The organism is Phytoactinopolyspora mesophila (assembly GCF_010122465.1).
GTDB classification, from domain to species: domain Bacteria; phylum Actinomycetota; class Actinomycetes; order Jiangellales; family Jiangellaceae; genus Phytoactinopolyspora; species Phytoactinopolyspora mesophila.
Genome location: NZ_WLZY01000009.1, coordinates 75,027 through 101,630, shown reverse-complemented (window position 1 = coordinate 101,630; position 26,604 = coordinate 75,027). Strand labels below are relative to the sequence as shown.

21 protein-coding genes are annotated in these 26,604 nt (G+C 66.1%); 13 read left to right on the top strand and 8 right to left on the bottom strand.

The annotated features are described in order from the left end of the window. Nucleotides 1-46: 46 nt before the first annotated feature. Together F7O44_RS23005 and F7O44_RS23000 are read right to left on the bottom strand one after the other, a co-directional pair. Nucleotides 47-1,744, bottom strand: a complete 1,698-nt coding sequence (locus F7O44_RS23005) for a phospho-sugar mutase (RefSeq protein WP_162452652.1) — start codon at nucleotides 1,742-1,744, stop codon at nucleotides 47-49. Nucleotides 1,745-1,813: 69 nt separating this feature from the next. Continuing rightward, nucleotides 1,814-2,650 (bottom strand): purine-nucleoside phosphorylase, encoded by an 837-nt coding sequence (locus tag F7O44_RS23000; protein ID WP_343073912.1) that lies wholly within the window; start codon nucleotides 2,648-2,650, stop codon nucleotides 1,814-1,816. Between the two features lie 173 nt (nucleotides 2,651-2,823). On the opposite strand from F7O44_RS23000, the gene F7O44_RS22995 reads away from it, so the two are divergent. From F7O44_RS22995 to F7O44_RS22980, 4 genes are all read left to right on the top strand, one after another. Continuing rightward, nucleotides 2,824-4,344 (top strand): UxaA family hydrolase, encoded by a 1,521-nt coding sequence (locus F7O44_RS22995; RefSeq protein ID WP_162452651.1) that lies wholly within the window; start codon nucleotides 2,824-2,826, stop codon nucleotides 4,342-4,344. 299 nt (nucleotides 4,345-4,643) lie between these two features. Continuing rightward, nucleotides 4,644-6,029 (top strand): NAD(P)H-quinone dehydrogenase, encoded by a 1,386-nt coding sequence (locus tag F7O44_RS22990; protein WP_162452650.1) that lies wholly within the window; start codon nucleotides 4,644-4,646, stop codon nucleotides 6,027-6,029. 105 nt (nucleotides 6,030-6,134) lie between these two features. Continuing rightward, nucleotides 6,135-8,153, top strand: coding sequence for a hypothetical protein (locus tag F7O44_RS22985; RefSeq protein WP_162452649.1), 2,019 nt, complete (start codon nucleotides 6,135-6,137; stop codon nucleotides 8,151-8,153). Nucleotides 8,154-8,162: 9 nt separating this feature from the next. Beyond that, nucleotides 8,163-8,426 (top strand): hypothetical protein, encoded by a 264-nt coding sequence (locus F7O44_RS22980; RefSeq protein WP_162452648.1) that lies wholly within the window; start codon nucleotides 8,163-8,165, stop codon nucleotides 8,424-8,426. Nucleotides 8,427-8,464: 38 nt separating this feature from the next. On the opposite strand, the gene F7O44_RS22975 is transcribed toward F7O44_RS22980, so the two are convergent. Then, a complete protein-coding gene (locus F7O44_RS22975; protein ID WP_162452647.1) occupies nucleotides 8,465-9,520 on the bottom strand; it encodes a hypothetical protein in 1,056 nt (351 codons plus the stop codon). A 220-nt stretch (nucleotides 9,521-9,740) separates the two neighbouring features. Beyond that, complete coding sequence (locus F7O44_RS22970) at nucleotides 9,741-10,985, bottom strand: hypothetical protein (protein WP_162452646.1); 1,245 nt, start codon at nucleotides 10,983-10,985, stop codon at nucleotides 9,741-9,743. A gap of 452 nt (nucleotides 10,986-11,437) precedes the next feature. Between F7O44_RS22970 and F7O44_RS22965 the strand changes: the two genes are divergently transcribed. Further along, nucleotides 11,438-11,791 (top strand): peptidoglycan-binding domain-containing protein, encoded by a 354-nt coding sequence (locus tag F7O44_RS22965; protein ID WP_162452645.1) that lies wholly within the window; start codon nucleotides 11,438-11,440, stop codon nucleotides 11,789-11,791. Between the two features lie 60 nt (nucleotides 11,792-11,851). Here F7O44_RS22965 and F7O44_RS22960 read toward each other — a convergent pair whose 3' ends face one another. From F7O44_RS22960 to F7O44_RS22950, 3 genes are all read right to left on the bottom strand, one after another. Further along, complete coding sequence (locus F7O44_RS22960) at nucleotides 11,852-12,250, bottom strand: PPOX class F420-dependent oxidoreductase (RefSeq protein ID WP_162452644.1); 399 nt, start codon at nucleotides 12,248-12,250, stop codon at nucleotides 11,852-11,854. Between the two features lie 117 nt (nucleotides 12,251-12,367). Beyond that, nucleotides 12,368-14,143: an ATP-binding protein gene (locus F7O44_RS22955; protein WP_162452643.1), complete on the bottom strand. Its 1,776-nt coding sequence runs from the start codon at nucleotides 14,141-14,143 to the stop codon at nucleotides 12,368-12,370. 125 nt (nucleotides 14,144-14,268) lie between these two features. Beyond that, on the bottom strand, nucleotides 14,269-14,661 hold the full coding sequence (locus tag F7O44_RS22950) for a MerR family transcriptional regulator (RefSeq protein WP_162452642.1): 393 nt from the start codon (nucleotides 14,659-14,661) through the stop codon (nucleotides 14,269-14,271). A gap of 124 nt (nucleotides 14,662-14,785) precedes the next feature. Between F7O44_RS22950 and F7O44_RS22945 the strand changes: the two genes are divergently transcribed. The 8 genes from F7O44_RS22945 to F7O44_RS22910 all read left to right on the top strand — a co-directional run bounded on the left by F7O44_RS22945 (nucleotide 14,786) and on the right by F7O44_RS22910 (nucleotide 25,811). Then, a complete protein-coding gene (locus F7O44_RS22945; RefSeq protein WP_162452641.1) occupies nucleotides 14,786-15,952 on the top strand; it encodes an acyl-CoA dehydrogenase family protein in 1,167 nt (388 codons plus the stop codon). A 15-nt stretch (nucleotides 15,953-15,967) separates the two neighbouring features. Continuing rightward, nucleotides 15,968-17,497, top strand: coding sequence for a carboxyl transferase domain-containing protein (locus tag F7O44_RS22940; protein ID WP_162452640.1), 1,530 nt, complete (start codon nucleotides 15,968-15,970; stop codon nucleotides 17,495-17,497). Between the two features lie 302 nt (nucleotides 17,498-17,799). Beyond that, nucleotides 17,800-18,855, top strand: a complete 1,056-nt coding sequence (locus F7O44_RS22935) for a LacI family DNA-binding transcriptional regulator (RefSeq protein WP_162452639.1) — start codon at nucleotides 17,800-17,802, stop codon at nucleotides 18,853-18,855. 22 nt (nucleotides 18,856-18,877) lie between these two features. Beyond that, entirely contained in the window at nucleotides 18,878-20,203 is a 1,326-nt protein-coding gene (locus F7O44_RS22930) for an ABC transporter substrate-binding protein (protein WP_162452638.1), read from the top strand. 17 nt (nucleotides 20,204-20,220) lie between these two features. After that, nucleotides 20,221-21,165 (top strand): carbohydrate ABC transporter permease, encoded by a 945-nt coding sequence (locus F7O44_RS22925; protein WP_162452637.1) that lies wholly within the window; start codon nucleotides 20,221-20,223, stop codon nucleotides 21,163-21,165. After that, nucleotides 21,165-22,058 carry a carbohydrate ABC transporter permease gene (locus F7O44_RS22920; RefSeq protein WP_162452636.1) on the top strand — a complete coding sequence of 298 codons (894 nt, stop codon included), beginning with the start codon at nucleotides 21,165-21,167 and terminating at the stop codon, nucleotides 22,056-22,058. Before F7O44_RS22925 ends, F7O44_RS22920 begins: the two co-directional genes overlap by 1 nt. A gap of 26 nt (nucleotides 22,059-22,084) precedes the next feature. Further along, complete coding sequence (yicI, locus tag F7O44_RS22915) at nucleotides 22,085-24,364, top strand: alpha-xylosidase (RefSeq protein WP_162452635.1); 2,280 nt, start codon at nucleotides 22,085-22,087, stop codon at nucleotides 24,362-24,364. 31 nt (nucleotides 24,365-24,395) lie between these two features. Continuing rightward, a complete protein-coding gene (locus F7O44_RS22910; protein WP_162452634.1) occupies nucleotides 24,396-25,811 on the top strand; it encodes a GH1 family beta-glucosidase in 1,416 nt (471 codons plus the stop codon). Between the two features lie 27 nt (nucleotides 25,812-25,838). Here the strand turns inward: F7O44_RS22910 and F7O44_RS22905 are convergent, their stop codons facing one another. Beyond that, nucleotides 25,839-26,471 carry a Maf family nucleotide pyrophosphatase gene (locus F7O44_RS22905; protein ID WP_162452633.1) on the bottom strand — a complete coding sequence of 211 codons (633 nt, stop codon included), beginning with the start codon at nucleotides 26,469-26,471 and terminating at the stop codon, nucleotides 25,839-25,841. Nucleotides 26,472-26,604: the final 133 nt, after the last annotated feature.

Genomic DNA, 26,604 nt, shown 5'->3' with positions numbered 1-26,604 from the left:
CGTGGAGGGCGCAGGGTGGAAGGTGGAGGGTGGAAGGTTCCCCCCGCTAAAGGCGCAGCGCTTGGGCGACGTCTGTGCGCAGCGCTGTGAGCCGTGCTGCGGCGATGGCCCGGGCCGCGGCCACGTCGTCGTCCACGACGTCCACCACCGCTTCCAAGTAGCACTTGAGCTTCGGTTCGGTGCCGCTGGGGCGAACGATCACCCGTGAGCCGTCCGCGGTGAGATAGCGCAGTCCGTCAGTGGGCGGCAAGCCGGTGGCGGCTTCGCGGAGGTCGTGCCTGGCCGTGACCGCCGCGCCGCCGAGTTCAGGCGGTGGGTGCCGGCGCAGCCATCGCATCGCATCGGTGATCATCTTCAGGTCTTCAACCCGGAACGAAAGCTGATCCGTGGCGTGCACGCCGTGTGTGCGGGCCAGTTCGTCGAGGACATCCCACAGCGTCGAACCGGCGGCGAGTGTGTCGGCTGCGAGCTCGGCAAGGAGCACCGCCGCCGAGATGCCGTCTTTGTCGCGTACCGATTCGGGGTCGACGCAGTAGCCCAGCGCTTCTTCGTAGCCGAACGCGAGGCCAGGCACACGGGAGATCCATTTGAATCCGGTCAGCGTCTCCACATGCGCGATTCGGTGAGACTCCGCGATCCGGCCGAGCAGTCTCGAGGACACGATGGTGCTGACGAACGTGCCAGGTGTTGTGCCGCCGGCCTTGCGGGCCAGGTGCAGCCCCAAGAGCGCACCGACCTCGTCGCCGTGCAGCATCTGCCAGCGGGGGCGGTCGGGAGTAGCCTCCCGGGCGGGGATCGCGACGGCTAGCCGGTCGGCGTCGGGGTCGTTGGCAAGCACGATGTCGGCGTCGGTCTGCTCGGCCAGCGCGAGCGCCAGATCGATTGCCCCAGGTTCCTCCGGGTTGGGAAAGGCGACGGTGGGGAAGTCCGGGTCGGGCTCGGCCTGCTCCGGTACCGGATGGACGTCACTGAAACCAGCCCGGGCGAGTGCGTCGGCGACACTCGTGCCACCGACGCCATGTAATGAGGTGTGCACGATGCGCAGGTTCCGGGTTTGCTGTGGAGAATCGACCACGGCGGCGGCAGCGTTGACATAGGCGCCTATGACGTCCTCGCCGACCTCGGTCCAACCGTCGCTGGCCCGGCGGATGTGGGCGGTGAAATGCACGTCGTGGATGTAGGAGGCGATCTCCGCGTCGATCGGGGCGACGATCTGTGAGCCACCATCGTGTCCGCCGAGATACACCTTGTAGCCATTGTCCTGCGGCGGATTGTGGCTCGCGGTCACCATGATCCCGGCGTCGGCGTTCAGTTTGCGCACCGCGAAGGCCAGAACGGGGGTAGGTAGCGGCCGCGGCATGACGAGCGTTTCGATCCCAGCGCCCGTCATCACCGCGGCGCTGTCCATGGCGAATGTGTGTGAGCCGTGACGTGCGTCGTACCCGATGACAACCCGGTGCCGCCCGCCGGTGACCGGCTCCCGCATCGCATTGAGGTATCCGGCGAGTCCGGCGGCCGCGCGGATGACCACCGAACGGTTCATCCGGTTCGGCCCGGCACCCAACGCGCCGCGCAGGCCGGCCGTGCCGAACACGAGGAAGCCGGAGAAGCGGTCGCCGAGTTCGGCGAGTGCGTCCGCGTCGCCTCGATCGGCCTGTTCGATCAGCGTGCGCAGTTCTGCCCGGGTGGCTGGATCGGGGTCGTCAGCCAGCCAGGTCTGGGCTTCGTAGAGCACATCGTTCATCGCGTCATCCTGCCAGCACTCCATGATCATGAACACTAAGAGACCGTATTGGCCAATTAGTGTTCATGATCATCGTGTGACGTGGGCGGTGATCTGGGCCAGCAGCGCGCTGATGCGCGGCGCGGCCGCGCGACCGGTCTCGATGACCTCAGCGTGGCTGAGTGGTTCGGGGCTGATGCCAGCCGCCATGTTGGTGATCAGCGATATACCGAGCACTTCGACGCCCGCCTCGCGTGCGGCGATGGCTTCGAGGGCGGTGGACATCCCGACCAGATCACCACCGATTCGCTTCGTGAACTGGATCTCGGCAGGTGTCTCGTAATGCGGTCCGCGGAACTGGACGTAGACGCCCTCGTCGAGGGTGGAGTCCACCTCGCGGGCCAGGACACGCAGCCGTGAAGAGTAAAGGTCGGTCAGGTCGACGAAGGTGGCGCCCTCGAGCGGCGACGTAGCCGTGAGGTTGATGTGATCGCTGATCAAGACCGGAGTTCCCGGAGCCCATTCCGGACGCAACCCGCCGCAGCCGTTGGTGAGGACCAGCGTCGACACCCCGGCGGCCGCCGCGGTGCGGATGCCGTGTACGACGGCGCGCACCCCATGTCCCTCGTAAAGGTGCGTTCGGGCACCTAGTACGAGCGCGTACTTCGCGGCGTCCGGCGCGGCGGGCTCCGCGCCGGAGATGCGAATGGATCGGATAGTGCCGATGTGTCCCTCGACAGCCGGCGGGGTGAATCCCGGAAGCTCGGTGGCGGGTATCTCGGCGACGGTTTCGCCGATCAGGTCGGCTGCTCCGCCCCAGCCTGAACCGAGGACGAGCGCAACGTGGTGATTGTCGATGCCGGTCACCGTCGCCAGCTGGTGAGCGGCTGCGCGGGCGAGTTCGTGGGGCGATGTGTTCTCAGGCACGGGGATGACGCTACCGCGTGCGCAGCGGACCCCGACCTGCAGGACGTTGGCTTGCGTCCTGCGGAGCGTGCGCCTGGGGCCTCGGTGGGCAGGACACTGGGCTACGTCCTGCGGCCAGCGAATGGGGTGCTGTAGGCTGCGTGGGGAACCGGTTTCTCGAGAGGAGTGCCTGGATGCCCGCTGGTCCCCGTTTGCTTCGCCTACGCCCTGACGACTCTGTCGTGGTGACACTCGACGGCTTGGGGCCGGGCGTGGCGGTGCCCGTCCCAGACTCTGGCGGCGGCCCCGTCGTCACCCGCGAGGCAGTCCCGCCCGGGCACAAGATCGCCGCTGTGCCTATCGCAGACGGCGCCCCGATCCACAAATACGGTCAGGTAATCGGTTACGCCACCCGGGCCATCCAGGCGGGAGAGCACGTCCACGTGCACAACGTGGGTTTCGCTGACACCGAAAACTCGGCGGTGACGACGGGCACGGTCCCCGCGCCGGAGCCGGTGCAGCCTGAGACTTTCCAGGGCATCGTGCGCGCCGACGGCCGAGTGGCCACCCGCAACTACGTCGGGATCATCACCTCGGTGAACTGCTCGGCCACAGTGGCCAAACTCGTCGCCGAGCGGGTCCGGATGTCCGGGATGCTGGCTGCGCACCCGAGTGTGGACGGCGTCGTCGCCATCACCCACCAGACCGGGTGCGGGCTGGCTTCCGACGGCGCCGGGCTCGAACTCCTCAAACGCACCTTGTCCGGGTATGCGAAACACCCGAACTTCGGGGGCCTGGTGGTGGTGGGGCTCGGCTGCGAGGTCAATCAGATCGCCGAGCTCGAGTTGCCGACGACGACGCCGATCAGGAGCATGACGATCCAAGACGCCGGCGGGACCGCGGCCGCGGTGCGAGCGGGCGTGGAAGGCGTTGAGTCGCTGCTGGCCATGATGGATATCGAACGAGAGCCGGTGCCGGCCTCCAAGCTGATTCTCGGACTCGAATGCGGCGGCTCGGACGGACACTCCGGCATCACCGCCAATCCGGCGCTGGGCGTCGCCGCCGACCTACTCGTCGCCCAGGGCGGCACCGCCGTTCTCGGCGAGACTCCCGAGATCTACGGCGCCGAGCACCTGCTCGCGCAGCGTGCGGTCGACGACGACGTCGCGGCCCGGCTCCTGGACCGGATCGCGTGGTGGCGCGAATACACCGCGAAACACGGCGGCAGCCTGGACAACAACCCGTCGCCGGGAAACAAGGAAGGCGGCATCAGCACCATCCTCGAGAAGTCGCTCGGCGCCGTGGCCAAGGCCGGTTCAACGCCATTGCGCGACGTGCGCCTGTTCGCCGAGCCGGTGACCGCCAAAGGTCTCGTGTTCATGGACACCCCCGGCTACGATCCCGTGTCGGTCACCGGGATGGTCGCCGGCGGGGCCAACGTCGTCTGCTTCACCACCGGGCGCGGCTCGGTCTACGGCTGCAAACCGGTCCCGAGCTTGAAGCTGGCCACCAACTCGGAGATGTACCGGCGCATGTCGGAAGACATGGACATCAACTGCGGTGTCATCGCCGACGGTGAACTCACCGTCGAGCAGATGGGCCGGCAGATCTTCGAACGCATCCTGGCCACGGCGTCGGGCGAGCAGACGGCCAGCGAGGTGCTCGGCTTCGGCGACGAAGAGTTCGCGCCGTGGCAGTTGGGTGCCGTCATGTAGGAGCGGTGCGATGAGGCGTTGGTGATTGCTGGCTCCGCCCGCGGACTCGCTCGTGCCTCGCTCGCCGATGCCCGTCCGAACCCAGCCAGCAATCACCAACGCCTCATCGCACCGCTGCTTCGACGGCTTTGGGGTCGAGCATGTGGTGCCGGCTTCCGTCGCGGCCTCGCCCGCATGCGGGTGCATGGCACGGCGGGTACACGCCGAACCGTGAGGGTAAGCGCCTTCCAGCGTGTATCCAGCGTGCCATGTGGGCCTGCGGACAACCGCAGTGCGGCTCGTATCACGGATACGCGAGAATGGCGGTTGTGACACGTGTGGCGATTCTCGGTGGCGGCCCTGGCGGATACGAGGCTGCGTTGGTGGCGGCCCAGCTCGGCGCGGATGTGACGCTCGTCGACCGGGACGGGATCGGCGGCTCGACTGTGCTGACCGACTGCGTGCCCAGCAAGACGCTGATCGCCACCGCTGAAGTCGCCTCCGATGCCGCCGAATCCAGCGAGCTGGGTATCGCACTGGGCGACGACGCAGTCCGGGTCGACCTGAAGCGGGTCAACGCGCGGGTCCGGCGGCTGGCTGAAGCTCAGTCCTCGGACACCGCGGCCAGCGTAGAACGCGCGGGTGTCCGGATCGTGCGCGGCACCGGTCGGCTGGCGCCGGGGGACCGGGTCGTCGTCGACCTGGCCGAGGGCGGCAGCGAAGAGCTGACCGCCGACGTCGCCCTGCTTGCCACAGGGGCGCGGCCGCGCATCCTGCCAGACGCACAGCCGGACGGCGAACGGATCTTGACCTGGGAGCAGGTGTACGACCTCGATGAACTGCCGGAGCGGCTGATCGTGGTCGGGTCCGGTGTCACGGGAGCGGAGTTCGCCAGCGCCTACAACGCGCTCGGGTCCGACGTCGTGCTCGTTTCCTCCCGAGACCGGGTCCTGCCTGGAGAAGACGCCGACGCCGCGCGGGTCCTGGAAGACGTCTTCGCTCGCCGTGGGCTGACCGTACTGTCCCGCTCGCGGGCTGCCTCGGTGCAGCGCTCCGGCGAGGGCGTGGTGGTGACGTTGTCCGACGGGCGGACCGTCGAGGGCTCGCACTGCCTCATGGCTGTCGGCTCCGTGCCCAACACCGAGGATCTCGGTTTGGAGGAGTGCGGCGTCGAGCTCGACGATCACGGCTTCATCAGTGTCGATCGAGTGTCGCGGACGTCCGGCCGCGGTGTCTACGCCGCCGGTGACTGCACCGGGATCCTCATGCTGGCTTCGGTGGCTGCCATGCAGGGCCGCACTGCCATGTGGCACGCGCTGGGCGACGCTGTACATCCGCTCGACCTCAAGACTGTCGCGGCCAACGTCTTCACCGATCCCGAGATCGCCACCGTCGGCTGGAGCCAGGCCGCTGTCGACTCCGGAGAGATCGATGCCCGAGCGGTCAAACTGCCGCTCGCCACCAACGCCCGGGCCAAGATGCAGGGCATCTCCGATGGCTTTGTGAAGATTTTTTGCCGGCCGGGCACGGGGATCGTCGTGGGAGGCGTCGTGGTCGCGCCGCGTGCCAGCGAGCTGATCCATCCGATCTCGCTGGCGGTCGAGGCGTCGCTGACCGTTGATCAGCTGGCCCGTTCCTTCACCGTCTACCCGTCGTTGTCCGGCTCGATCGCCGAAGCCGCCCGCCGCCTGCGCCAGCGGAACTGATCCCTGAAGAGCTGGTCGCCCCGGAAACTAGATGACGAGTACCGCTCCGAAGTCGCGGCGCTTACTCTGGACCAAGATTTCGAGCGTGGCGGCAAGGGAGCATTGATGACGGAGTATGTGTTTGTTGACCCTGGCCGTCTGCGGCGGCTGGCTAACGCGTTGAGGGATGCAGCCGAGGCATTGCGGGACGAAACGCCAACCATCACCAGCCGGATCTCCGGCTGGGGCGGCACATTTGACGGCAAGCCGTTGACGTCGCTGGCCGAATGGCTGGACGACGAGTGGGGGCCGATGCTCAATCGGGCCGACCTCGCCGCAACGTACAAGTACGACCCCGTGATCACCACCCCTGGAAATGAGCAGGCGTACTGGCGGTCGGTCCCATGGGATATCGACGACGCCATCCTGGCCGAAGAGGGCAGGAAGGACGCCTGGAACTTCGCCAAGCATGCCGACACTGACGACCCCGAACGGCTCGCGCAAGTCCAGCGCGAGGCTGCCGAGGCGATGGAAGCCCACGCCGACGATCCCGCGTACCTCGAGGCGTTCTTCGCCCATGGTGGAGCCGACGTCCTGGACACGTTCAACAAGCAGCTCATCGCCGAAGGGGTGCCGTTGTCCGGGGAGGCCCAGGAGTACCTGGGTTGGTACGCCACCGGCGTTGCGGCGGCTACAAAATATCACGAGGAAGGCGAGATCAATCTCAGCGACAGCTCGATGGCTTCGCTGCTCGATCCGGACAACACCTTGTCTACTGGCCTGATGATGAACTACGGTCCGGCCGGCGACGAATACGGCTCGCAATTCCTGGCCGACGCCGCCGAGGCCGCATTGGAATGGCGGGCCAGCAACGAGCCTCCTCGCCCGCACTACAGCGAGCCGATGACCACCGGTGCTGGCTATGTCTCCGGCGGTTGGGTCCAGAGCGACGACGCGTGGTGGGCCGAGCTCGGCATCAACATCAGTTATCTCACCAACAACCATGAGGATGCCTCCGAGGGCATCGGCTTGATGCGGGAATACGACCCGGTGTCAGCCATCCTGTCCCGGACAGGGGAGAACGACCAGGCCAGCCGGCTGCTGCTGACCGGTGAGAACGGCTTGGAAAACGCCCAGGCGCTGATCGACTACGACTGGCAGACCGCCGGTCCGATGAATCACGACGACTCCGGCCCGGCCGCCAGCGTTCTCCAGGCAGCGGCGCTCGATCGTGGCGAGGACCATGGCGAACTGTCGGCTGAGGCCGCGGCGAACATCTTCCAGGCTGGTTATGACCTCAGCCAGCGCGAGCGTAGCGACTACGACCGGGAACAGCTCCCCGACGTGCCGCCGTCGCTGGCACAAGCGATGTCGGTCGTGGCGTCCGCATATGCCCCGGACATGGCCCGATCCACCGGGCAACCCGATGTCGACGTGCACACAACGCTTTTCGAGGACGGCGCTTACGTCCTGCAGACCAACACGGCGATCATGAACGGATACATGAGTGTCTTCATGACCGACCCGCAGGCCGCAGGCGCGTTCCGCGGCGCGATTCAGGGGCAGCTTCAGGGTGCCGCGCAGATCTTGTCCGAGCACCCGGATGAGTCAGACATGCTGACGCAGTTCGGCTACTTGAACGGCATGGTGTCGATCGTCTTCGCGAACCAGGAGTTCAGCGAGGCCGAAATGCAGGACGCGGCCAACGAGCAGGCGCGAACCTACTTCGACATCACCAGCGGGATCGTAGGTGCTATACCGCTTGGATCGGAGCCGATCGAGTTCGCCCGGTCCCTGGCAGAGCTTGCTGGAGGCGTGGCCATGGATAGTCTCTTCCCAACGGATGCGGCCGCTCAGGTCGACCGCGATACCCAGTACCACATGCGAGCCGACATCGCCGACATGCGCACGCACGTGGCTCAGGGCTTTGTGAACTCCGGTGCTTACCCACTGCCCGAAGATGCGTCCTTCGTTCACAGCGGGGTCATTTCCCCGCGCAACGCCGAAGAGCAGGCCGCGTTCGACTATTGGTGGAGCCAGCTTCCGGAGCCACTTGCAGATCTGGCTGGCAACGCGCCGGACGGGTTCAGGGACGCGACGATGCGGTTTGCGCCTGACGACCACCGATTCAACGAGCCGGAGTAGGAGCACGCTATGGCGATTCCATTCGTCCAGGAATGCAATGAGTCCATGAGCGGGGTATATACCGCAGCTCGGGAGATCAGAGAGGCGATCGACGCCGTGGCGGAGCTGGCCACGGACGAGACGTGGGAGGGTAAGTCGGCGGAGGAGTGGATGACCGAGCTCGAAGGGCTCACTGGCGACGTACTGAGGGCTCTAGGTGATCCACTGAGCGAAGCGATCGAGGAATGCCGGAACAACGCCCAGCGCATGGAGCAGGAGTCGGCCGGGGTCTGAGTACGGCCCGCGGCGCGCTGCAGCCGGTCCCGGCGCGATTAGCCATCGTCATCGGCGGTGGGCAGCGGCAGCTGGAGGATGCTGTGGCACCCGTAATCGGCGACCATGAGCCGCTCCTCCCAGACGGCCAGCGACGCCGGTGCCAGGAGCATGGCGTCTTGTGCGGCCACATCGGCGTCGTCGCAGCCGTACTCGCCGTCCTCGGGCGGGCTGCCTCGGAAGGCGAGTACGGTGACCGTCTCGGGTGTGATGTGCAGTACCGCTCCAGTGCCTTGGCGTGGTGAGTCTTGCTGTCCTATAGAAGTGGCGTAGGCACCCCCGTGGCCGTCGGAGACGATGGATGTGACCACGTCGCCGTCGCGGCCGTCGGGAAGCTGCCAGGGGTGCCGATTGATCACGCCGAGTGATTCATCGAGTTGGATGAGTTCGGTCTCGGTCAGGGCGAGCACACCGTCGGTGGTGCGGGCGCTGACGAGGGTGTCTGGCACCGGAGCTGGGATCGGGTCCGCGAGCGCTGGCTGACCGTCCGCATTCTCGTCCATCCTCCACCAGTGCTCATGCCACTGCAGGTACAGACCGTCCGGGAGGTCGAGCAGGGTTGCGCGCTCCATGGTTGGCGTGTAGTCGATTTCCATGGTGTCCAGGAGGATGACGTCCTCGACGGTGCCGTCGGGCAGGTCGACGGTGGCGAAGCGAGCACCGTCTGCGGCGCTGGTCAGTACAAAGAGGTGAGTGTCACGCACCACCGCAGCAAGCGGATGGCCGTGTAGAGCGAGGTCGTTGTTCTCGTTCTGCAGCGCGGTAGCGGTGCCGTCGGGTTCCAGCGTGAACGGGACCGGTGGATCACTCTGCATGCCCACCAGGGTGCCGTCCGGCCCCGGTGTGATGTAGGTGGGGCGGTTCAAGTTGGTGTCTGGTGCGCGCTCGGTCCCGCTCATGGACCTGCCGGTGTCGTTGCCGAGTACGCGGATGATTCGATCGTCTTCGAGCTGCGGCAATCCCTCGGACTCGGTTGACGAGTCGTCGCCGAAGCAACCGGCGAGAAGGCCGGCGGCGATGCTGACGACAAGGACGACGGGAGCTCGACTATGCATGCTCAGACGCTATCGTGTCGGCGTGGCCGTGGTTGCTGGGCTGCACAACACGACACGGCGCTGGTCCGGCAGGTGCGCGGGACGCGTTCACCTCTCGGTTTCGGTCTGGCAGCCGGAGAGTGCACCGACGCTGATGACGACGGCGAACACGGTCAGCCTCCAGTCACGCATCCTCAGACGCTACGGTGGCGTGCCGGCGCGCGGATCAAGAGCCGTTCGATTAGAGGCCGAAGTCTCCGAAGCCGCCGCCGAAGTCGCCTCCACCGCCGTCTCCGAAGCCGCCGCCGAAGTCGCCGCCGCCTCCGTCGTCGAAGCCGCCGCCGAAGTCGCCACCACCTTCTCCGGCACCACCCGCGCCGTAGGCCATCGGCGCGGCCATGGTGGTGCCGAGCATGGTGCCGACCATCATGGCTGGTAAGACGGCACCGAAGTATCCGGCTGCCCAGCCGCTGTACGCGGGACCGGCTTCCCAGTAGGGACGGCGTTCGCCGTCTCCGACATGTACCAGGCGCACATCTGGGTCGAAGCCCTGTTTGATCCGGATCGCGTCATTGGCGCATGCCGGCACGGGGCGCGGGACACCTCCGGGCGGGGCCCAGGAGACGTCCTCGACTGACGGGCCGTGACCGGGGTCGAAGAAGCATGGTGCGCGACGGTCGGGGAGCGGCTCGCCGTTGATTCGGGCTTGGACGCATCCCAGCAGCCAGCGGCCCTCCTCCAGGGCGTTGGTGACCCCTCTGAGATCCTCTGCCTTCTCCGCGCGGTCGGCATACATCTTCGCGTTTTCGTAGAGGTCCAACGCACGCCCGTACTCTTGCCGGGCTTCGATCGGCACGGCGGAGTCGGTACGGACATCCAGGTCCAGTTCGGACAGCCGCTCGCCGTACATCGTGATGTCTTCGTCGAGCGCGCCACGAACCTGCTCGAGTTCAGTCCGCTCCCGGTTGCGCTTGTTGCGCCGGTAGAGCAGGAAGCCACCACCTCCGGCCGCCGCCAGGATCGCGAGCGGGAGGAAACCACCTCCGCCACGTGTCCCGGGTCCGCCCGCACCCGTGCCGGTTCCGTTCCCGCCTTCAGCAAGTCCTTCGACCCGGTTGATCGTGTTCTCCACGAGGCCCAGCATGTCGTCGGAGATTCGGGAAGCATCCTGGGCTGCGCCCGAGACGCCGTCGAGGTCAGTCGAGCGGGCATCCACGCGACCGTCGCTCAAGACGGCCATGTAGGTGCCTGGCTGGCCGACGCGGTTGGCCAGATCCCGGACGGATGCTCCAGCATCGACCGAACCAACGGGAAGCACAGCTACCCAAATAGGTGTAGCCGCGTTGTCGAGAAGCGAACGGGCCTCGTCTTGATCGGCAGCCGAGAACGGGCGGCCCGCCGCGTCGAGTTCGGCCTCAGCGTCGGGATGGACGTAGAGGTGCGAATTCCGCAGTGCCTGCCCTGCTTCGTCCCACGCGTTCGACATACCTCCATCATCCACTTCTTGATGATCGCGTGCTACGTCTGGTCCGTCCGATGATCGACATCACACTGTCGCCCGACAGCCAGCTACTCGGGCTCACGTCTGAAGAGCCCGGCACCAGGCTCCACGACGGTCGTGGAGGCCGCCAGGTCGCACGCACGGGGGCCACACCATCCGTCCTCGACGGTGTGCCGGAAACGCCAACAGTTGGCGCTCCCGTCACCCAGTGTTCGAAGGGGCGAGTAGAGCAACGCTCTCCGGTGACTCTCGACGTGTTCAGGGACGACCCCGAACCAGCATTCGGGGTTGCCTCAGCCTCCCGGCCGAGGCCTGGCATTGCGGCGTCATCCCCTGGCCAGACGGTACTGACCTGCAGGATCATCCGCCGGACAGACGTATTCGGCGGGCGAAGCGAGCAGCATTGACGGTATCCGCAGAACCACGAGGAGGACATCATGGCCACCACCCATGCCATCCCGGTTGTCCCGGCCGAGCGGCAGCCGTCCACACACTGGTTTCGGCGTGCCTCGGCCACGATACGCACCGCTGCGAACGCGATTGTCTGCCTGCCGCCCATCCGCCTGCCAGGAGCCTGGCGCACGCCCGAGGCCGACCCGGGTTCCGTACAGCGAATCCTGGTCGCGCTCGGCCGGCTCGACGCTGGTGCGGCCACCGGCACGGCGAACGCCTCTACCACGCGCGCCGTCGCGGCGTTCCAGCACGCGAGCGGGCTGCCGGCAGACGGCGTGGCCGACGCACACACCGTTCACGCCATGGCCCGTAGCTGGCACCGTTCGGCTATGAGCTGAGCTGTCTGGTGTTCGCGTGGAGGTAAGGCCGCGAAGCGACCGGAGGAGAAGACCGGAGGGTCAGGGAGCCGACTGCTCGACGAGGTGTTCCACCTTCACCCGCACAGTGACGCGTCGCTCGCCCTCCTTGAGTTCGCGGAAGTCTTTGCCGTCGTACTTGTGCGACAACCGGTTGATCACTTCGTCACCGTCCTCAGTGGTGAAGGTGGCGGTGCCGCTGACGCTTGCCCAGCTGAAGGTCTGGTCCGGATCAGAAACGCTGAGCGAGACCTTGGGATTCGCCCGGAGATAGCGCTCTTTGGCGCGATCGATCGCGGTGTTGAACACGACGGTGTCGTCGTCCTCGACATCCAGCCAGACCACGGAGTTGTGGGGCGTCCCGTCGGGGCGGACCGCGGTAGCCCAGCCGAGAATCGGCCGGGAGAACAGCGAGCGGGCGTGGTCGGACAGGGCGGGCATCAGTACTCCTTGTCGAAGACGGCGGTCATCCGAGAGGCACAACGTCACGCACCTGCGGAGTCTTCCGCGTTGGTCTCGTGCGCCGGTGAGCATGCCCGGCCCGACGGCTCGAGTCCGTCACTGGTCGGTGATGGTGCAGATGGCGGTGCCGTTGGCGACGGTAGCGCCGATGGTGGCGGTCAGGCCGGTGACCTGGCCGGCCTTGTGGGCGGTGAGCGGTTGTTCCATCTTCATCGCTTCGAGTACGACGATGACATCACCCACGGCGACCTGCTGTCCATCCTCGGCCACCACCTTGATGATGGTGCCTTGCATCGGCGAGACCAGTGTGTCGCTGCTGGCGGCAGACGAGCCTGCTGATCCGGACTGCCGCCGCAGCGGCTTGCGGGCGGCGGTGTTTCCAGCCGCCGACGCGCCGAGGCCCGCCGGCAGGACGACCTCCAGCCGTTTGCCGCCGACCTCCACTGTGACGCGCTCCCGCTCCGGCGTCTCCTCGGCACTTGCCGCGGGGGCCGAATACGGCTCGACCGTGTTCTCCCACTCGGTCTCGATCCACCGAGTGTGAACCTGGAACGGCTTGTCCGGAGCGGCGGGTGCGAACGCGTTGTCCTCGAGCACGGCGCGATGGAAGGGAATCGCTGTCGCCAGCCCTTCTACGTGGAACTCAGCGAGAGCTCGACGGGCGCGCTCTATCGCCTGTGTGCGGTCGGTGCCGGTGACGATGAGCTTGGCCAGCAGCGAGTCGAAGTTCTGCCCGATCACGCTGCCTTGCTCGACACCGGCGTCCAGCCGCACGCCGGGCCCGGACGGAGGCTGGAACGTGGTCACAGGGCCAGGGGTGGGCAGGAAGTTGCGCCCGGGATCTTCCCCATTGATGCGAAATTCGATGGAGTGCCCGCGCACCGGTGGGTCGTCGTACCCGAGCTCTGCTCCCTCGGCGATACGGAACATCTCCCGTACCAGGTCGATGCCGGTGACCTCTTCGCTGACCGGGTGCTCGACCTGCAGCCTGGTGTTGACCTCGAGGAACGAAATGGTTCCGTCGGCGCCGACAAGGAACTCGCAGGTGCCCGCCCCCACATAGCCGGCCTCTCGCAGGATCGCCTTGGACGCCCGGTACAGCTCGGCGGTCTGGGCGTCGCTGAGAAAAGGCGCGGGGGCCTCCTCGACCAGTTTCTGGTGCCGGCGTTGCAGCGAACAGTCCCGCGTCGAGATCACCACGACGTTGCCGTGCTCGTCGGCCAGGCACTGGGTCTCGACGTGACGGGGGCGGTCGAGGTAGCGCTCGACGAAGCACTCACCCCGGCCGAACGATGCGACCGCCTCGCGCACGGCGGAATCGAAGAGGTCGGGAATCTCCTCCAGTGTGCGGGCGACCTTCAGCCCGCGTCCTCCGCCGCCGAACGCCGCTTTGATGGCCACTGGCAGGCCGTGTTCTTGGGCGAACGCGACGACTTCATCGGCACCGGACACCGGATCGGGGGTTCCGGCCACGAGGGGAGCGCCGGCGCGCTGGGCGATGTGTCTGGCACTGACTTTGTCGCCGAGGGCGTTGATGGCCGCTGGAGGCGGCCCGATCCAGGTCAGGCCCGCGTCGAGAACAGCCTGCGCGAACTGGGCGTTCTCGGCCAGGAAGCCGTATCCGGGGTGGACGGCGTCCGCGCCTGAACGGGCGGCGATGTCCACGATCTTCTGGATGTCGAGGTAGGTCTCGGTGCTCGTTTCGCCATCGAGGCTGTAGGCCTCGTCGGCGAGCCTTGAGTGGGGCGCGTCGCGATCGGAGGCAGCGTAGACGGCGACGCTTTGAATCCCTGCGTCGGCGCAAGCCCGGACCACCCGTACGGCGATCTCGCCGCGGTTGGCGATCAGTACTTTGGTGACGCTGCGTTTCACGACATCTCCTTCCACTGGCTGCGCTACAGGCTAGCCGCCGCCGTCAGTTGGTGTCGTTGTCGGTGTCGACAAACGGCCATGAACATGGGACTCAATCGAACCGCAACCGGCGCTCTTGGCTCATCTCATACCTCGGACGCTTGAAGGCGCATGAGATCGGCTCGGCAGCGCCGCTCCAGCTCGTCGAACTCGGACAGGATGGCCGAGATGTCCTGGAGCCTGGCCTCCAGCTCGGCCCGGCGTTGCGAGATCTGCTGGAGGAGATAGATGAGCTGGCCCCGCTCGCCGGCGCCGGTGGCGTACATTCCGACGATCTTCTTGATCTCCGCCAGGGTGAAGCCGAGCCGCTTGCCACGCAGCACGAGCTCGAGCCGGACCCGATCGCCGTTGTCGAAGACTCGCCGGGTGCCCTCGCGCGTCGGGGTCAGCAGCCCTTGCTCCTCGTAGAAGCGGATGGTCCGCGAAGTGACCCCGAACTCGGCGGCGAGCTCAGTGATGGTCCACGTGCGCTCGCCCATGGCGGTCGCTCCTCTCCTGGGTCGCGTTCCATCGTGTCGTCAGACTCGTCACATGGACGGGAGCTCTGGCGGTGCGGTCCTAGTTTACGTTAACGTAAACGTCAAGGATTCGAGGTGAGGCCAAATGGCGTTCGAGCTCTCCGCGGAGCACCAGACGTTCCGCACGGTGGTCCGGGACTTCGCTGAGGCGGAGATCGGCCCGTACGCAGCAGAATGGGACCGGGAACATCACTTCCCGGTGGACGTGGTGCGCGCCATGGGTCAACTCGGGCTGTTCGGCCTGACCGCGCCGGAGGAGTACGGCGGTGCCGGAGGTGATCTCACCAGCCTGTGTGTGGCCATCGAAGAGATCGGGCGGGTAGATCAGTCCTTGGGAATCACCCTCGAGGCCGCTGTCGGGCTGGGCATCACACCGATCCTCGCGTACGGGACGGCCGAGCAGAAGCAATACTGGCTCCCTGACCTCGTAGCCGGCCGTGCGCTAGCCGGATTCGGGCTGACGGAGCCCGGTTCGGGCTCGGACGCCGGCGCGACGTCGACCAAAGCCGTCTTGGACGGCGACGAATGGGTCATCGATGGCGCCAAGCAGTTCATCACCAACTCCGGCACGGAGATCACTTCGTGTGTGACGGTCACCGCCCGGACCGGGCAGACCGCGTCTGGGCACCCGGAGATATCAGCGATCATCGTTCCCTCGGGGACACCGGGCTTCACGGTTGAACCGGCTTACGACAAGCTCGGCTGGCACGCATCCGACACACATCCGTTGACGTTCAGCGGTGCTCGCGTGCCTGCGGACCACTTGCTCGGCACCCGAGGCGAGGGGTTCGGCCAGTTCCTGGCCACGCTCGACGACGGCCGGATCGCCATCGCCGCGCTCGCTGTCGGGTGCATCCGGGCGATGGTCGATGCCTCAGTGCCCTACGCGAACGAGAGAACCGCATTCGGGGTGCCCATCGGCAGCAAGCAGGCGGTGGCGTTCCAGATCGCGGATCTGCAGGTCATGGCCGAGGCGGCACAGTTGCTCACCTACAAGGCGGCGGCGTTGCGTGACAACGGCGCGCCCCGCGCGGCGGTGAAGCAGGCCGCAGCCGTCGCGAAGCTGTACTCCACCGAGTCCGCGGTCACCGCCACTCGCATCGCCACCCAAGTGCATGGTGGATACGGTTTTATGGAGGAGTACCCGGTCGCTCGTTTCTACCGTGACGCGAAGATTCTGGAGATCGGTGAGGGAACCAGCGAGATCCAGCGGCTGCTCATTGCCCGGGGCATGGGCCTGCCGGTCGAGTAGAGGAGGCAGCTGACCGTGGCCGAGGACCACGCCGCCGATGTCGCGGCGGCCCACGAGGCGACCCTGAAGCCAACGGAAGCGGCCGCCGCCAAGCTGGCGTCCCAGGGAAAGCTCTATGTGCGAGACCGCCTGGCGTTGCTCTTCGACGAGGGCACGTTCGTTGAAGATGGTCAACTAGCCAATGCACAGGCCAATGGGCTTCCTGCCGACGGCGTGGTGACTGGGCGAGGGCTTGTCGAGGGGCGCCCGGCGCTCGTCGTCGCCAACGACCCCACGGTGAAGGCCGGCTCCTGGGGCGCGCGCACGGTGGAGAAGATCGTCCGGGTCACCGAACTGGCCCTGCGGGACGAGCTACCAGTGTTCTGGTTCATCGACTCCGCAGGAGCCCGGATCACTGATCAGGTACAGCTGTTCCCAGGGCGCCGCGGGGCCGGCCGGATCTTCCACAACCAGGTCGCGCTGTCCGGGAAAGTTCCGCAGATCTGTTGCTTGTTCGGCCCCAGCGCGGCCGGCGGCGCGTACATCCCGTCGTTCTGTGACGTCGTCATCATGGTCGAGGGCAACGCCTCGATGTATCTCGGGTCGCCGCGGATGGCCGAGATGGTCGTCGGCGAGCGCGTCACCCTGGAGGAGATGGGTGGCGCGCGGATGCACGCCACCGTGTCTGGCTGCGGCGACAACCTCGCTGTGGACGACCCCGACGCCATCGAACAGGCGAAGGTGTTCTTCTCGTACCTCCCGTCCTCGTGGCGCAGCCACCCGCCGTCCTATGCCTCCGGAGCGCCGGCCCGGGATTTCACCGCCGATCTCGTCCCGGCAGACGACGCGATCGGCTATGACATCCACGAGGTGATCGCCTCGATCCTGGATCAGGATTCCTTCTTCGAGCTTAAGCCGTTGTTCGCGAGCGAGCTCGTGACCGGATTCGGTCTTCTGGAGGGGCAGGTCGTCGGCGTCGTCGCCAACCAGCCGGCGGTCAAGGGCGGGGTTCTGTTCGTCGATTCCGCGGACAAGGCCGCTCGATTCATCTTGCTGTGCGATGCCTTCAATATCCCGTTGATTTACCTGGCTGACGTGCCCGGATTCATGATCGGGTCCGCCGTGGAGCGACAGGGCATCATCCGGCACGGTGCCAAGATGATCACCGCTGTGTCTGAGGCGACGGTGCCGACGGTCTCGGTGATCGTGCGCAAGGCGTATGGGGCTGGGCTGTACGCGATGTGCGGGCCGGGGTTCGGCCCGGATGCCTGCTTGGCGTTGCCCACGGCCAAGATCGCGGTGATGGGCCCGGAAGCGGCGATCAACGCGGTCTACTTCAACAAGATCGCCGCCATTGAAGACGAAGCCGAACGGGCGGCCTACGTCGAAGGGCTTCGCCTCGAATACGAGGCCGACATCGACATTCTGCGGCTGGCGTCGGATCTCGTCATCGATGCCATCATCGAGCCGGATCGGCTGCGCGACGAACTCGTTGCCCGGCTGGCGGCGGCGGCGCACAAGGACCGGAGCTTCTCCGACCGCCGCCACGGCGTCCCGCCAGTCTGAGCCGCGGCAAGCCCCTCATCGGTGATCGACAGTACGTTGTGGTCCCCAAAGCACCACCACAACGCCCTGTTGATCACCTAGCAGCGACCACAAGGCACTGACGATCACCGATGAGGTGCGTGGTTGCGCGGCAGGGCCGCGCAACCGCCGATTTCAACCCTGAGACCAATTCGTAACTTCGGCCGCACTTGACGCGAGGCGGCACATGGGCGAAACATAGTGTCCACTCGAAGCGCTTCGACTAATCGTTTCGACTAAGCGCTTCGAATTGACCTGAAGGCTCGTACTGGGAGGGGGACCGGATGGCCACGATGCATGACGTAGCGAAGCTCGCCGGTGTCTCTGTCAGCACGGTGTCTTACGCGCTGACCGGTGCGCGGCCGGTCTCCGAGAAGACGCGGGCGCGGGTCCAGGTCGCCATGGACGAGCTCGGCTACCAGCCGAATGCGATCGCGCGGAGTCTGGCCAGCCGCCGGACGCGCATCATCGCGATGCTCTTCCCGTCCATCGAACGCGGGCTGTCCGGCACGGCGCTCGAGTTCGTCACGGCTGCGGCCGAGACCGCCCGGGAGCGTGGATACCACCTGGTGTTGTGGCCTATCGGCGACGACGAGGTCGGGGAGACCCGCGCGCTCATCCACCAGCACCTGGCCGATGGCGTGCTGGTCATGGAGGTCCGCCTGGACGACCCCCGGGTAGGCCTGCTCCGGGAGAGCCGTACGCCGTTCACGCTGATCGGGCGCACGGCTGACTCCGAGGCACTCGATTACGCGGACATCGACTTCGAGGCCACGGTCCGCGACGCTCTTGAGCACATCGTCGGGCTCGGGCACCGGCACATCGCGCTGCTCAGCCATTCCAAGACCAGCCATGACGCCGGGTACGGGCCGACTGTCCGGGTCGGGGAAGCGTTCAGCCGGTACATGGCCGAGCATGGTCTGGGCACGGTCATCTACCACTGTGACGACTCCGCGGATGCCGGGCGGGCCGCGGTGAACGAGCTGTTCGACACCAACCCGGAGATCACCGCGCTGGTGACGATGAACGACTCGGCGACATTGGGTGCTGTCGCCGAACTACTGGAAAGCGGCCGGCGGATCCCGGACGACATCTCGGTCTTGTCGATCGTGTCCTCGCCCCGAGTGGGGGCGTTGAGCCATCCCCGGTTGACGACGATGTCCGCGCCCGGTCCCGAACTGGGGCGGCTCGGGGTGACATCGCTGATCGATCGGATCGAGAGCGGCGACCGCGCGATCTTGCACGAGCTCGTCCCCTGCAGGCTCGACCTGCAGGCCACTACCGGCGTGCCCCCGGACCGAGCGCCGTACCGAAGACCAAGAACAGCCAACCCGTCATAACGAATCAGGGAGTGACGACACCATGCGAACAACCCGATCCTTGCAGGCTGCCGGCCTTGTGGCCGCGAGTGCGCTGGTTCTTGCCGCGTGCGGTGGCGACGACAACGGCGGCCAGGCCACCGGCGACGACGGCGGCCAGGCCACTTCTGGCGGCACATTGAGCCTGTGGCACTACGAGGGTGAGAACAGCGCTATGGGCATCGCCTGGGACGAGGCCATGCGCATCTTCGAGGAAGAGACTGGTGCGACGGTCGAGTTCGAGGAGAAGTCCTTCGAGCAGATCCGGCAGACCGCCAACATGGTTCTCAACACCTCCGAGGCGCCGGACATCCTCGAATACAACAAGGGCAACGCGAGTGCCGGCCTGCTCGCCTCCCAGGGGCTGCTGACCGACATCTCCGACGCCGTGGCGGAGTACGGCTGGGACGAGCAACTCGCGCCCAGCGTGCAGACCACCGCCCGGTACGACGAGAACGGCGTGATGGGCGACGGTGCCTGGTACGGCATTCCGAACTACGGCGAGTTCGTCATGCTCTATTTCAACGAGGACCTCTTCGCGGAGCACGGCGTCGCCATCCCGGAGACCTACGATGACCTCGTGGCCGCGATGGACGAGTTCGTCGCCAACGACGTGACGCCCCTGGCGATGTCCGGCGCGGAGTACCCAGCCGGTCAGTTGTTCTACGAACTCGCGCTCAGCCAGGCCGACCGGCAGTTCGTGAACGACTACCAGCTGTACGAGAACCCGGTGGACTTCTCCGGCGCGGCGCTGAGCTACGGCGCCGAGACGTTCAGTGAGTGGGTCCAGGCAGGTTACATCGGTGATTACTCCGCCGGTCTGTCCGCCGAAGACATGGGCACCGCCTTCATCGCCGGCGACTACCCGATGCTGTACTCGGGCTCGTGGTGGTACGGCCGGTTCGTCGACGAGATCGACGGCTTCGACTGGAGCATCGACACCTTCCCAGGCTCGGATCTGCACCCCGGCTCGAGCGGGAACCTCTGGGTTGTCCCCACGGCCTCGGAGAACAAGGACCTCGCCTACCAGTTCATCGAGATCACGATGCGGCCGGAGATCCAGGCGCTGCTCGGCAACAATGGCGGAGTGCCGGTCGACGCGGACCCTGATGACATCACCGACGAGAAGAGCGAAGAGCTGATCACGGTGTTCAACGAGATCAGCGACGCCGACGGACTGGCCTTCTACCCGGACTGGCCGGTGCCGGGCTTCTACGACGACCTCGTGGGTGCGCTCCAGCAGTTGATCAACCAGAACGCGACGCCGGCGGAGGTGCTGGAACAACTGCAGCTTGCCTACGAATCTGGCCTCGACAACGTTCCTAACTAGTAGCCGTTCTGTCGCTGATGTCTACACCCACGCAGCAACGAACCCGGCCGCCACAAGGCGGCCGGGTCACGGGCAAGAGCCCGGTGTACTGGCTTTACCTTCTTCCGGGCGGCTTGCTGTTCTCCGTGATCATCGTGGTCCCGTTCGTGATGAACGTGGGACTGAGCTTCGCGAGCTGGCCGGGCGTCGGTGACATCGCCTGGATCGGGTTCGACAACTACACCCGCCTGTTCGCCGACGACACCTTCTGGGCGTCGTTCCGGAACTCCATCGCCATGATCATCGCGATGGTGATCATCCCCACCAGTGTCGGTCTCCTGCTGGCCTCCGTGCTCTTCGATGTGATCGGCAAACGTTTCGGCGGGCGGGCAGCCAGCACCCTGCGCGCGCTCTATTACCTGCCGCAGATTTTGCCGGTAGCCATCGCGGGAATCGTCATGGGCTGGATCCTGCGCCCGCAGAACGGTGCTCTGAACAACATCCTCGAGGCTGTCGGGCTCGGTGACCTGGCTCAGAACTGGCTGGGTGATCCGAGCACGGCCTTGCCGAGCGTGATGGCGATCATGGTGTGGGTTCAGATCGGCTACCCGGTGGTGATCTTCATGGCTGCGCTGCAGCGGGTCGACCCCGAGCTGTACGAAGCCGCGGAGATCGACGGTGCCGGGTGGTTCCGCAGGTTCCGGGCGATCACCATCCCGCAGATCAAGCCCGAGACGTTCGTGGTCGCGCTGACGTGCACCATCGCCGCTATGAAGGTGTTCGGCCCGGTGTTCGTGCTGACCCGGGGTGGGCCGGGCGATGCCACCAACGTGCCGTCGTACTTCGCTTATCAGAACTTCTTCGAGCGGGCGAACGTCGGGTACGGCGCGGCGATCTCCACCGTCCTCACCCTGATCATCATCGTGCTGAGCATCGTCTTCATCCGATTCCAGGCACGCAGCGAGCGGAAGGAGCGCGGCTGATGACCCCGACACAGGCCGAGCCACGGGCCGCCGCGCCGGTCGAGAGTTTGCCGAAACGGGCGGACCGGCATCATCGCGGGGCGACGCGCTGGCTGGTCCTCGCGTTGTTGATCGCCGGTGCCGCGGTGGTGCTGTTCCCGTTCGCGATCATCCTGCTCAACGCCTTCAAATCGCCGGCCGAGTATTCCACCGCTGGTCCGTTGGCACTGCCCACGGAGCTGTATCTCGACGGCATGATCAACTTCTGGAAGCAGGTCAACTTCGGCCAGAAGCTGTGGAACTCGTTCATGATCGCCGGTTCGGTGGCGGTCCTGGCCGTGGTGGTGTCGCTGTTCAACGCCTACGCGCTGGGCATCGGCCGGGTCAAAGGCCGGCTGAGCATCATCGTGCTCTTCCTCATCGCGAACATGCTCCCGCACGAGGCCTTGATCTACCCGCTGTACTACATGTCGAACCAGGTGGGCCTCTACAACACCCAGCTGGCCGTGATCTTGATCTTCACGGTGATTCAGAGTGCCTTCGGCACCTACCTGCTCGCCTCGGTGTTCGGCACGTTCCCCAAAGAACTGCTGGAGGCGGCCGCACTCGACGGCGCGTCGAAATGGCAGGTGCTCTGGCGGGTCGTGTTCCCGATCAGCCGGCCAACCCTGTCGGTGCTGTTCGTCTTCTTCTTCATCTGGACGTGGAATGAGTTCTTCATCCCACTGATCTTCCTAATCTCCAACGATCGCCAGACCGTCCCCGTCGCCCTCGGCGTACTGCAGGGGGAGCGGCTCATGGACGCGACCACCACCAGCGCGGCGGCGCTGCTCGGCGTGATCCCGGCGGTGATCTTCTTCCTCATCTTCCAGCGCACCCTAGCGCGCGGCATCACCGCTGGTGCCGTCAAGTAAGCACGCTCTTCGAAAGGACAAGCACGTTGAAGTTCACTGATGGCTACTGGGGCCTGCGCCCCGGTGTCCAGGCGTTGCACCCGGCCGAGGCGTACGACGTGGAACCCAGTGACGCCGGATTCACCGCGTACGCTCCGACGCGGCACATCCGGCACCGCGGTGACACGCTGAATCGTCCACTGGCCACAGTGCGCTTCTCCTCTCCGATGGCAGGAGTGGTCTCGGTCCGCCTGACCCACCACGCCGGAGGCGTTGACCGGGGGCCGCATTTTGAGCTTCCGGGTGCGGGTGATCCGGATGTGTCGGTACACATCGACGACGACGTCGCGGAGCTCACCACCGGCGGGCTCACCGCGCGGGTGCGTCGAGGCGAGCGGTGGCGGGTCGAGTTCGCCGCGGGTGACCGGCTGCTGACGTCGTCAGGCCCGGACGGTATGGGGTTCATGACCACCGGCGACGGCCGCCACCACGTCGTCGAGCGGCTCGACCTGAGCCCGGGCGACACCGTGTACGGGCTCGGCGAGCGGTTCGGTCCGTTTGTGAAGAACGGGCAGTCGGTCGACATCTGGAACAACGACGGCGGCACGGCCAGCGAGCAGGCATACAAGAACGTGCCCTTTCACCTGACAAACGCCGGATACGGGGTGTTCGTCAACCATCCCGGCCTGGTGTCTTACGAGATCGCCTCGGAGATCGTGTCCCGGACGCAGTTCAGCGTCGAGGGTCACGAGCTGGAGTACTTCGTCATCTACGGGCCGACGCCCAAGGAGATTCTGCGCCGGTACACCGAGCTGACCGGCCGCCCCCCTCGAGTTCCGGCGTGGTCCTACGGACTGTGGCTGTCGACGTCGTTCACGACCGAGTACGACGAGGCCACGGTGTCGTCGTTCATCGACGGTATGGCCGAGCGGGACATCCCGCTGAGTGTCTTTCACTTCGATTGTTTCTGGATGCGGGAGTTTCACTGGTCCGACTTCGAGTGGCATCCCCGTACCTTCCCTGACCCCGAGGGCATGCTGGAGCGGCTCAAGGCACGCGGGCTGAAGATATGTCTCTGGATCAACCCCTACATCGCCCAGCGTTCCCGCCTTTTCGAGGAGGGTAAGGCCAAGGGTTACTTGGTACGGCGCCCGGACGGCTCGGTGTGGCAGTGGGACATGTGGCAGGCCGGCATGGCGCTCGTAGACTTCACCAATCCGGACGCGCGGGATTGGTACGCCGCCCACCTGCGCCGCCTGATGGACATGGGGGTCGACTCCTTCAAAACCGACTTCGGTGAGCGGGTGCCGACAGACGTCGTGTGGGATGACGGCTCGGATCCGACCCGGATGCACAACTACTACACGCAGATGTACAACCAGACCGTCTTCGACGTGCTACGGGAGCGCAATGGCGACGGAGAAGCGGTGGTCTTCGCCCGGTCAGCCACCGTCGGCGGGCAACAGTTCCCCGTCCATTGGGGCGGAGACTGCGACTCGACCTTCGCCGCGATGGCCGAGAACCTACGTGGCGGGCTGTCCCTGGCGATGTCCGGCTTCGGTTACTGGAGCCACGACATCGGTGGCTTCGAGAACACCCCGGATCCGGCCGTCTTCAAGCGGTGGTGTGCTTTCGGCATGCTCTCGTCCCACAGCCGGCTGCACGGCTCCAGTTCGTACCGGGTGCCGTGGGCGTTCGACGACGAAGCCGTGGATGTGCTGCGGGCGTTCACGAAGCTGAAGATGCGTCTGATGCCCTACCTGGCCTCGGCGATGCGGGAGGTCCAGGAACACGGCACCCCGATGATGCGGCCGATGGCGCTGGAGTTCCCCGGCGACCCTGCCACCAGCCACCTGGAGCTGCAGTACATGTTCGGCGACCGGTTGCTGGTGGCGCCGGTCATGTCGCAGTCCGGCGAGGTCTCGTACTACGTGCCGGAGGGCACCTGGACGTCGTTGCTGGACGGCAGCAAGGTGACGGGCCCGCGATGGGTGCGGGAGGCACACGGCTTCGAGAGTGTGCCGCTTCTTGTCCGTCCGGACAGCGTGCTCCCGCTCGGCGCTGTCGACGACCACCCCGACTACGATTACGCCGACGGTGTGACATTGCATCTCTATGAGATCGCCGACGGACACGATTCTGTTGTGATGCTGCCGGGCGCCGATGGTGGCGAGCGGGCACGATTCCACGTCAGCCGGTCCGGGCGCGCGGTGACCATCCGGGCCGAGTTCGGGAACGCTCCCACACGATGGAATGCTGTGCTTGTGGGGCACGACAGCGTTGCCGAGGCTCCCGTGGGCACGGACGAGCTGACTCTGACCCTGTGATCATCAATACGCCGAAGGAGCACATTCGTATATGAACGCCAAGAACCCGCGCCGGTTTCCTGAGGACTTCGTCTGGGGCTCGGCCACCGCGTCGTACCAGATCGAGGGTGCTGCCGCGGAGGACGGGCGGGGTCCGTCGATCTGGGACACCTTCTCTCACACGCCGGGTAAGACGCTCAACGGAGACACCGGCGATGTCGCCTGCGACCATTACCACCGGCTTCCGGAGGACCTCGAGCACATCGCGGCGCTCGGTCTGGATGCCTACCGGTTCTCGATCGCCTGGCCGCGGGTGCAGCCGGGTGGGAGCGGTTCCTTCAACCAGAAGGGCATCGACTTCTACTCGCGACTTGTCGACGGGCTGCTGGAACGCGGCATCAAGCCGGTCGCCACGCTGTACCACTGGGATCTTCCCCAGGAGCTGGAAGACGCGGGCGGGTGGCCGAGCCGGGACACCGCCTACCGGTTCGAGGAGTACGCCGAACAGATGGCCCGTCAGCTGGGAGACCGGATCCACCTGTGGACGACTCTCAACGAGCCGTGGTGTTCGGCTTATCTCGGCTATGCCTCAGGTGTGCACGCTCCGGGCCGGACCGAGCCTGCCGCGGCGTTGGCGGCTGTCCACCACCTCAATCTCGGGCACGGCCTGGCTGGGCGGGCGATTCGGTCGGTCTTGCCGGGGGCGCAGGTATCCATCACCTTGAACCTGCACGTCGCCCGTCCGGTGGATCCCTCCAGCGTGGCCGATGTGGATGCGGTGCGAAAGATCGACGCCCTGGCCAACCGGGCCTTCCTCGGTCCGCTGCTCGATGGCCGTTACCCGGCCGACCTGTGGGAAGACACCGCGCACGTCACCGATTGGTCGTTCGTGCGAGACGGTGACACCGCCACGATCCAGATTCCGCTCGACGTGCTCGGCGTGAACTATTACTCGACCAACCTGGTCCGCCGCTGGGACGGCACCGGGGATCCAGGCGCCGCCGACGGCCACGGCAACGCCGCGGGATCTCCGTGGGTGGGCGCCTCCGACGTGGAGTTCGTCCGTCCGCCTGGGCCTTATACCGCGATGGGCTGGAATATCGACGCCTCAGGAATGACCGAGCTGCTGGTGCGTATCCACCGGGAGTACCCCGACCTGCCGCAGATGGTGACCGAGAACGGTGCTGCGTTTGAGGATGTTGTAGCCGACGACGGTTCGATTCACGACCCGAAGCGGATCAGCTACCTGCATGACCACATCGACGCCGTGGGTGCGGCGATGGACGATGGCGCCGACGTGCGTGGGTACTTCGCGTGGTCGCTCATGGACAACTTCGAGTGGTCGTACGGTTATGACCGGCGATTCGGAATCATCCGGGTCGACTACGACACCGGGCAGCGCACCTGGAAGGACTCCGCCTACTGGTACCGCGACGTGATCGCGCGCGGCGGCCTGCCGGCCACCTGACGCGGGAGAGCGGCGCGTTTGGGCGCATCAGCGCCAGAGGTCGGTGATGGCGACGCCGAGGTCGGCCAGCAGGTTGCGTAGCAGGGGGAGGGACAGGCCGATCACGTTGTGGTGGTCGCCCTCCAAGCTGGACACGAACGGTCCGCCGAGACCGTCGATGGTGAACGCGCCGGCTACTCGCAGCGGCTCACCGGTGGCGACATACGCGCGGATCTCGGCGTCGCTGAGATCCGCGAAATGCACTCGAGTCGAAGCACTCGAGCCGATGGCGCCACCGGTGCCGCCGGCCACGGTGGGGCGGACGTCGACCAGCCAATGACCGGTGTGCAGGACACCGGTCTTGTTGCGCATCAGCTGCCATCGCTGGATTGCTTCGTCCGGGCTGGCCGGCTTGCCGAAGTGTTGCTTGTCGAACTCGAGCACGGAATCACAGCCGAGTACCAGGATGTCTCCGGAGGCGGTGGCGCTTACCGCCTCCGACTTGGCCCGGGCAAGCGTCAGGGCGACGTCGACCGGTGTGAGAGGGCCGAAACGGGTCTGAGCCTCGGCGAGGAAGGCGTCTTCGTCGACACCTGGTGGATGAACCACCGGCTCGATGCCGGCTGAGCGAAGGGTGGCCAGCCGGGCCGGGGAAGTCGAAGCGAGCAGCAAACGCGTCACGCGCCCACACTCTACCGAAGTTGATCACCTTTATTCGCCCCGGTTGCGTCGGACGATCCACATAGTTCTCATCCGCGTCCGGGTTCGCGAACTTTGTCCCCGTGATCATGAGCCGATTCCTGCCCCCAACCCC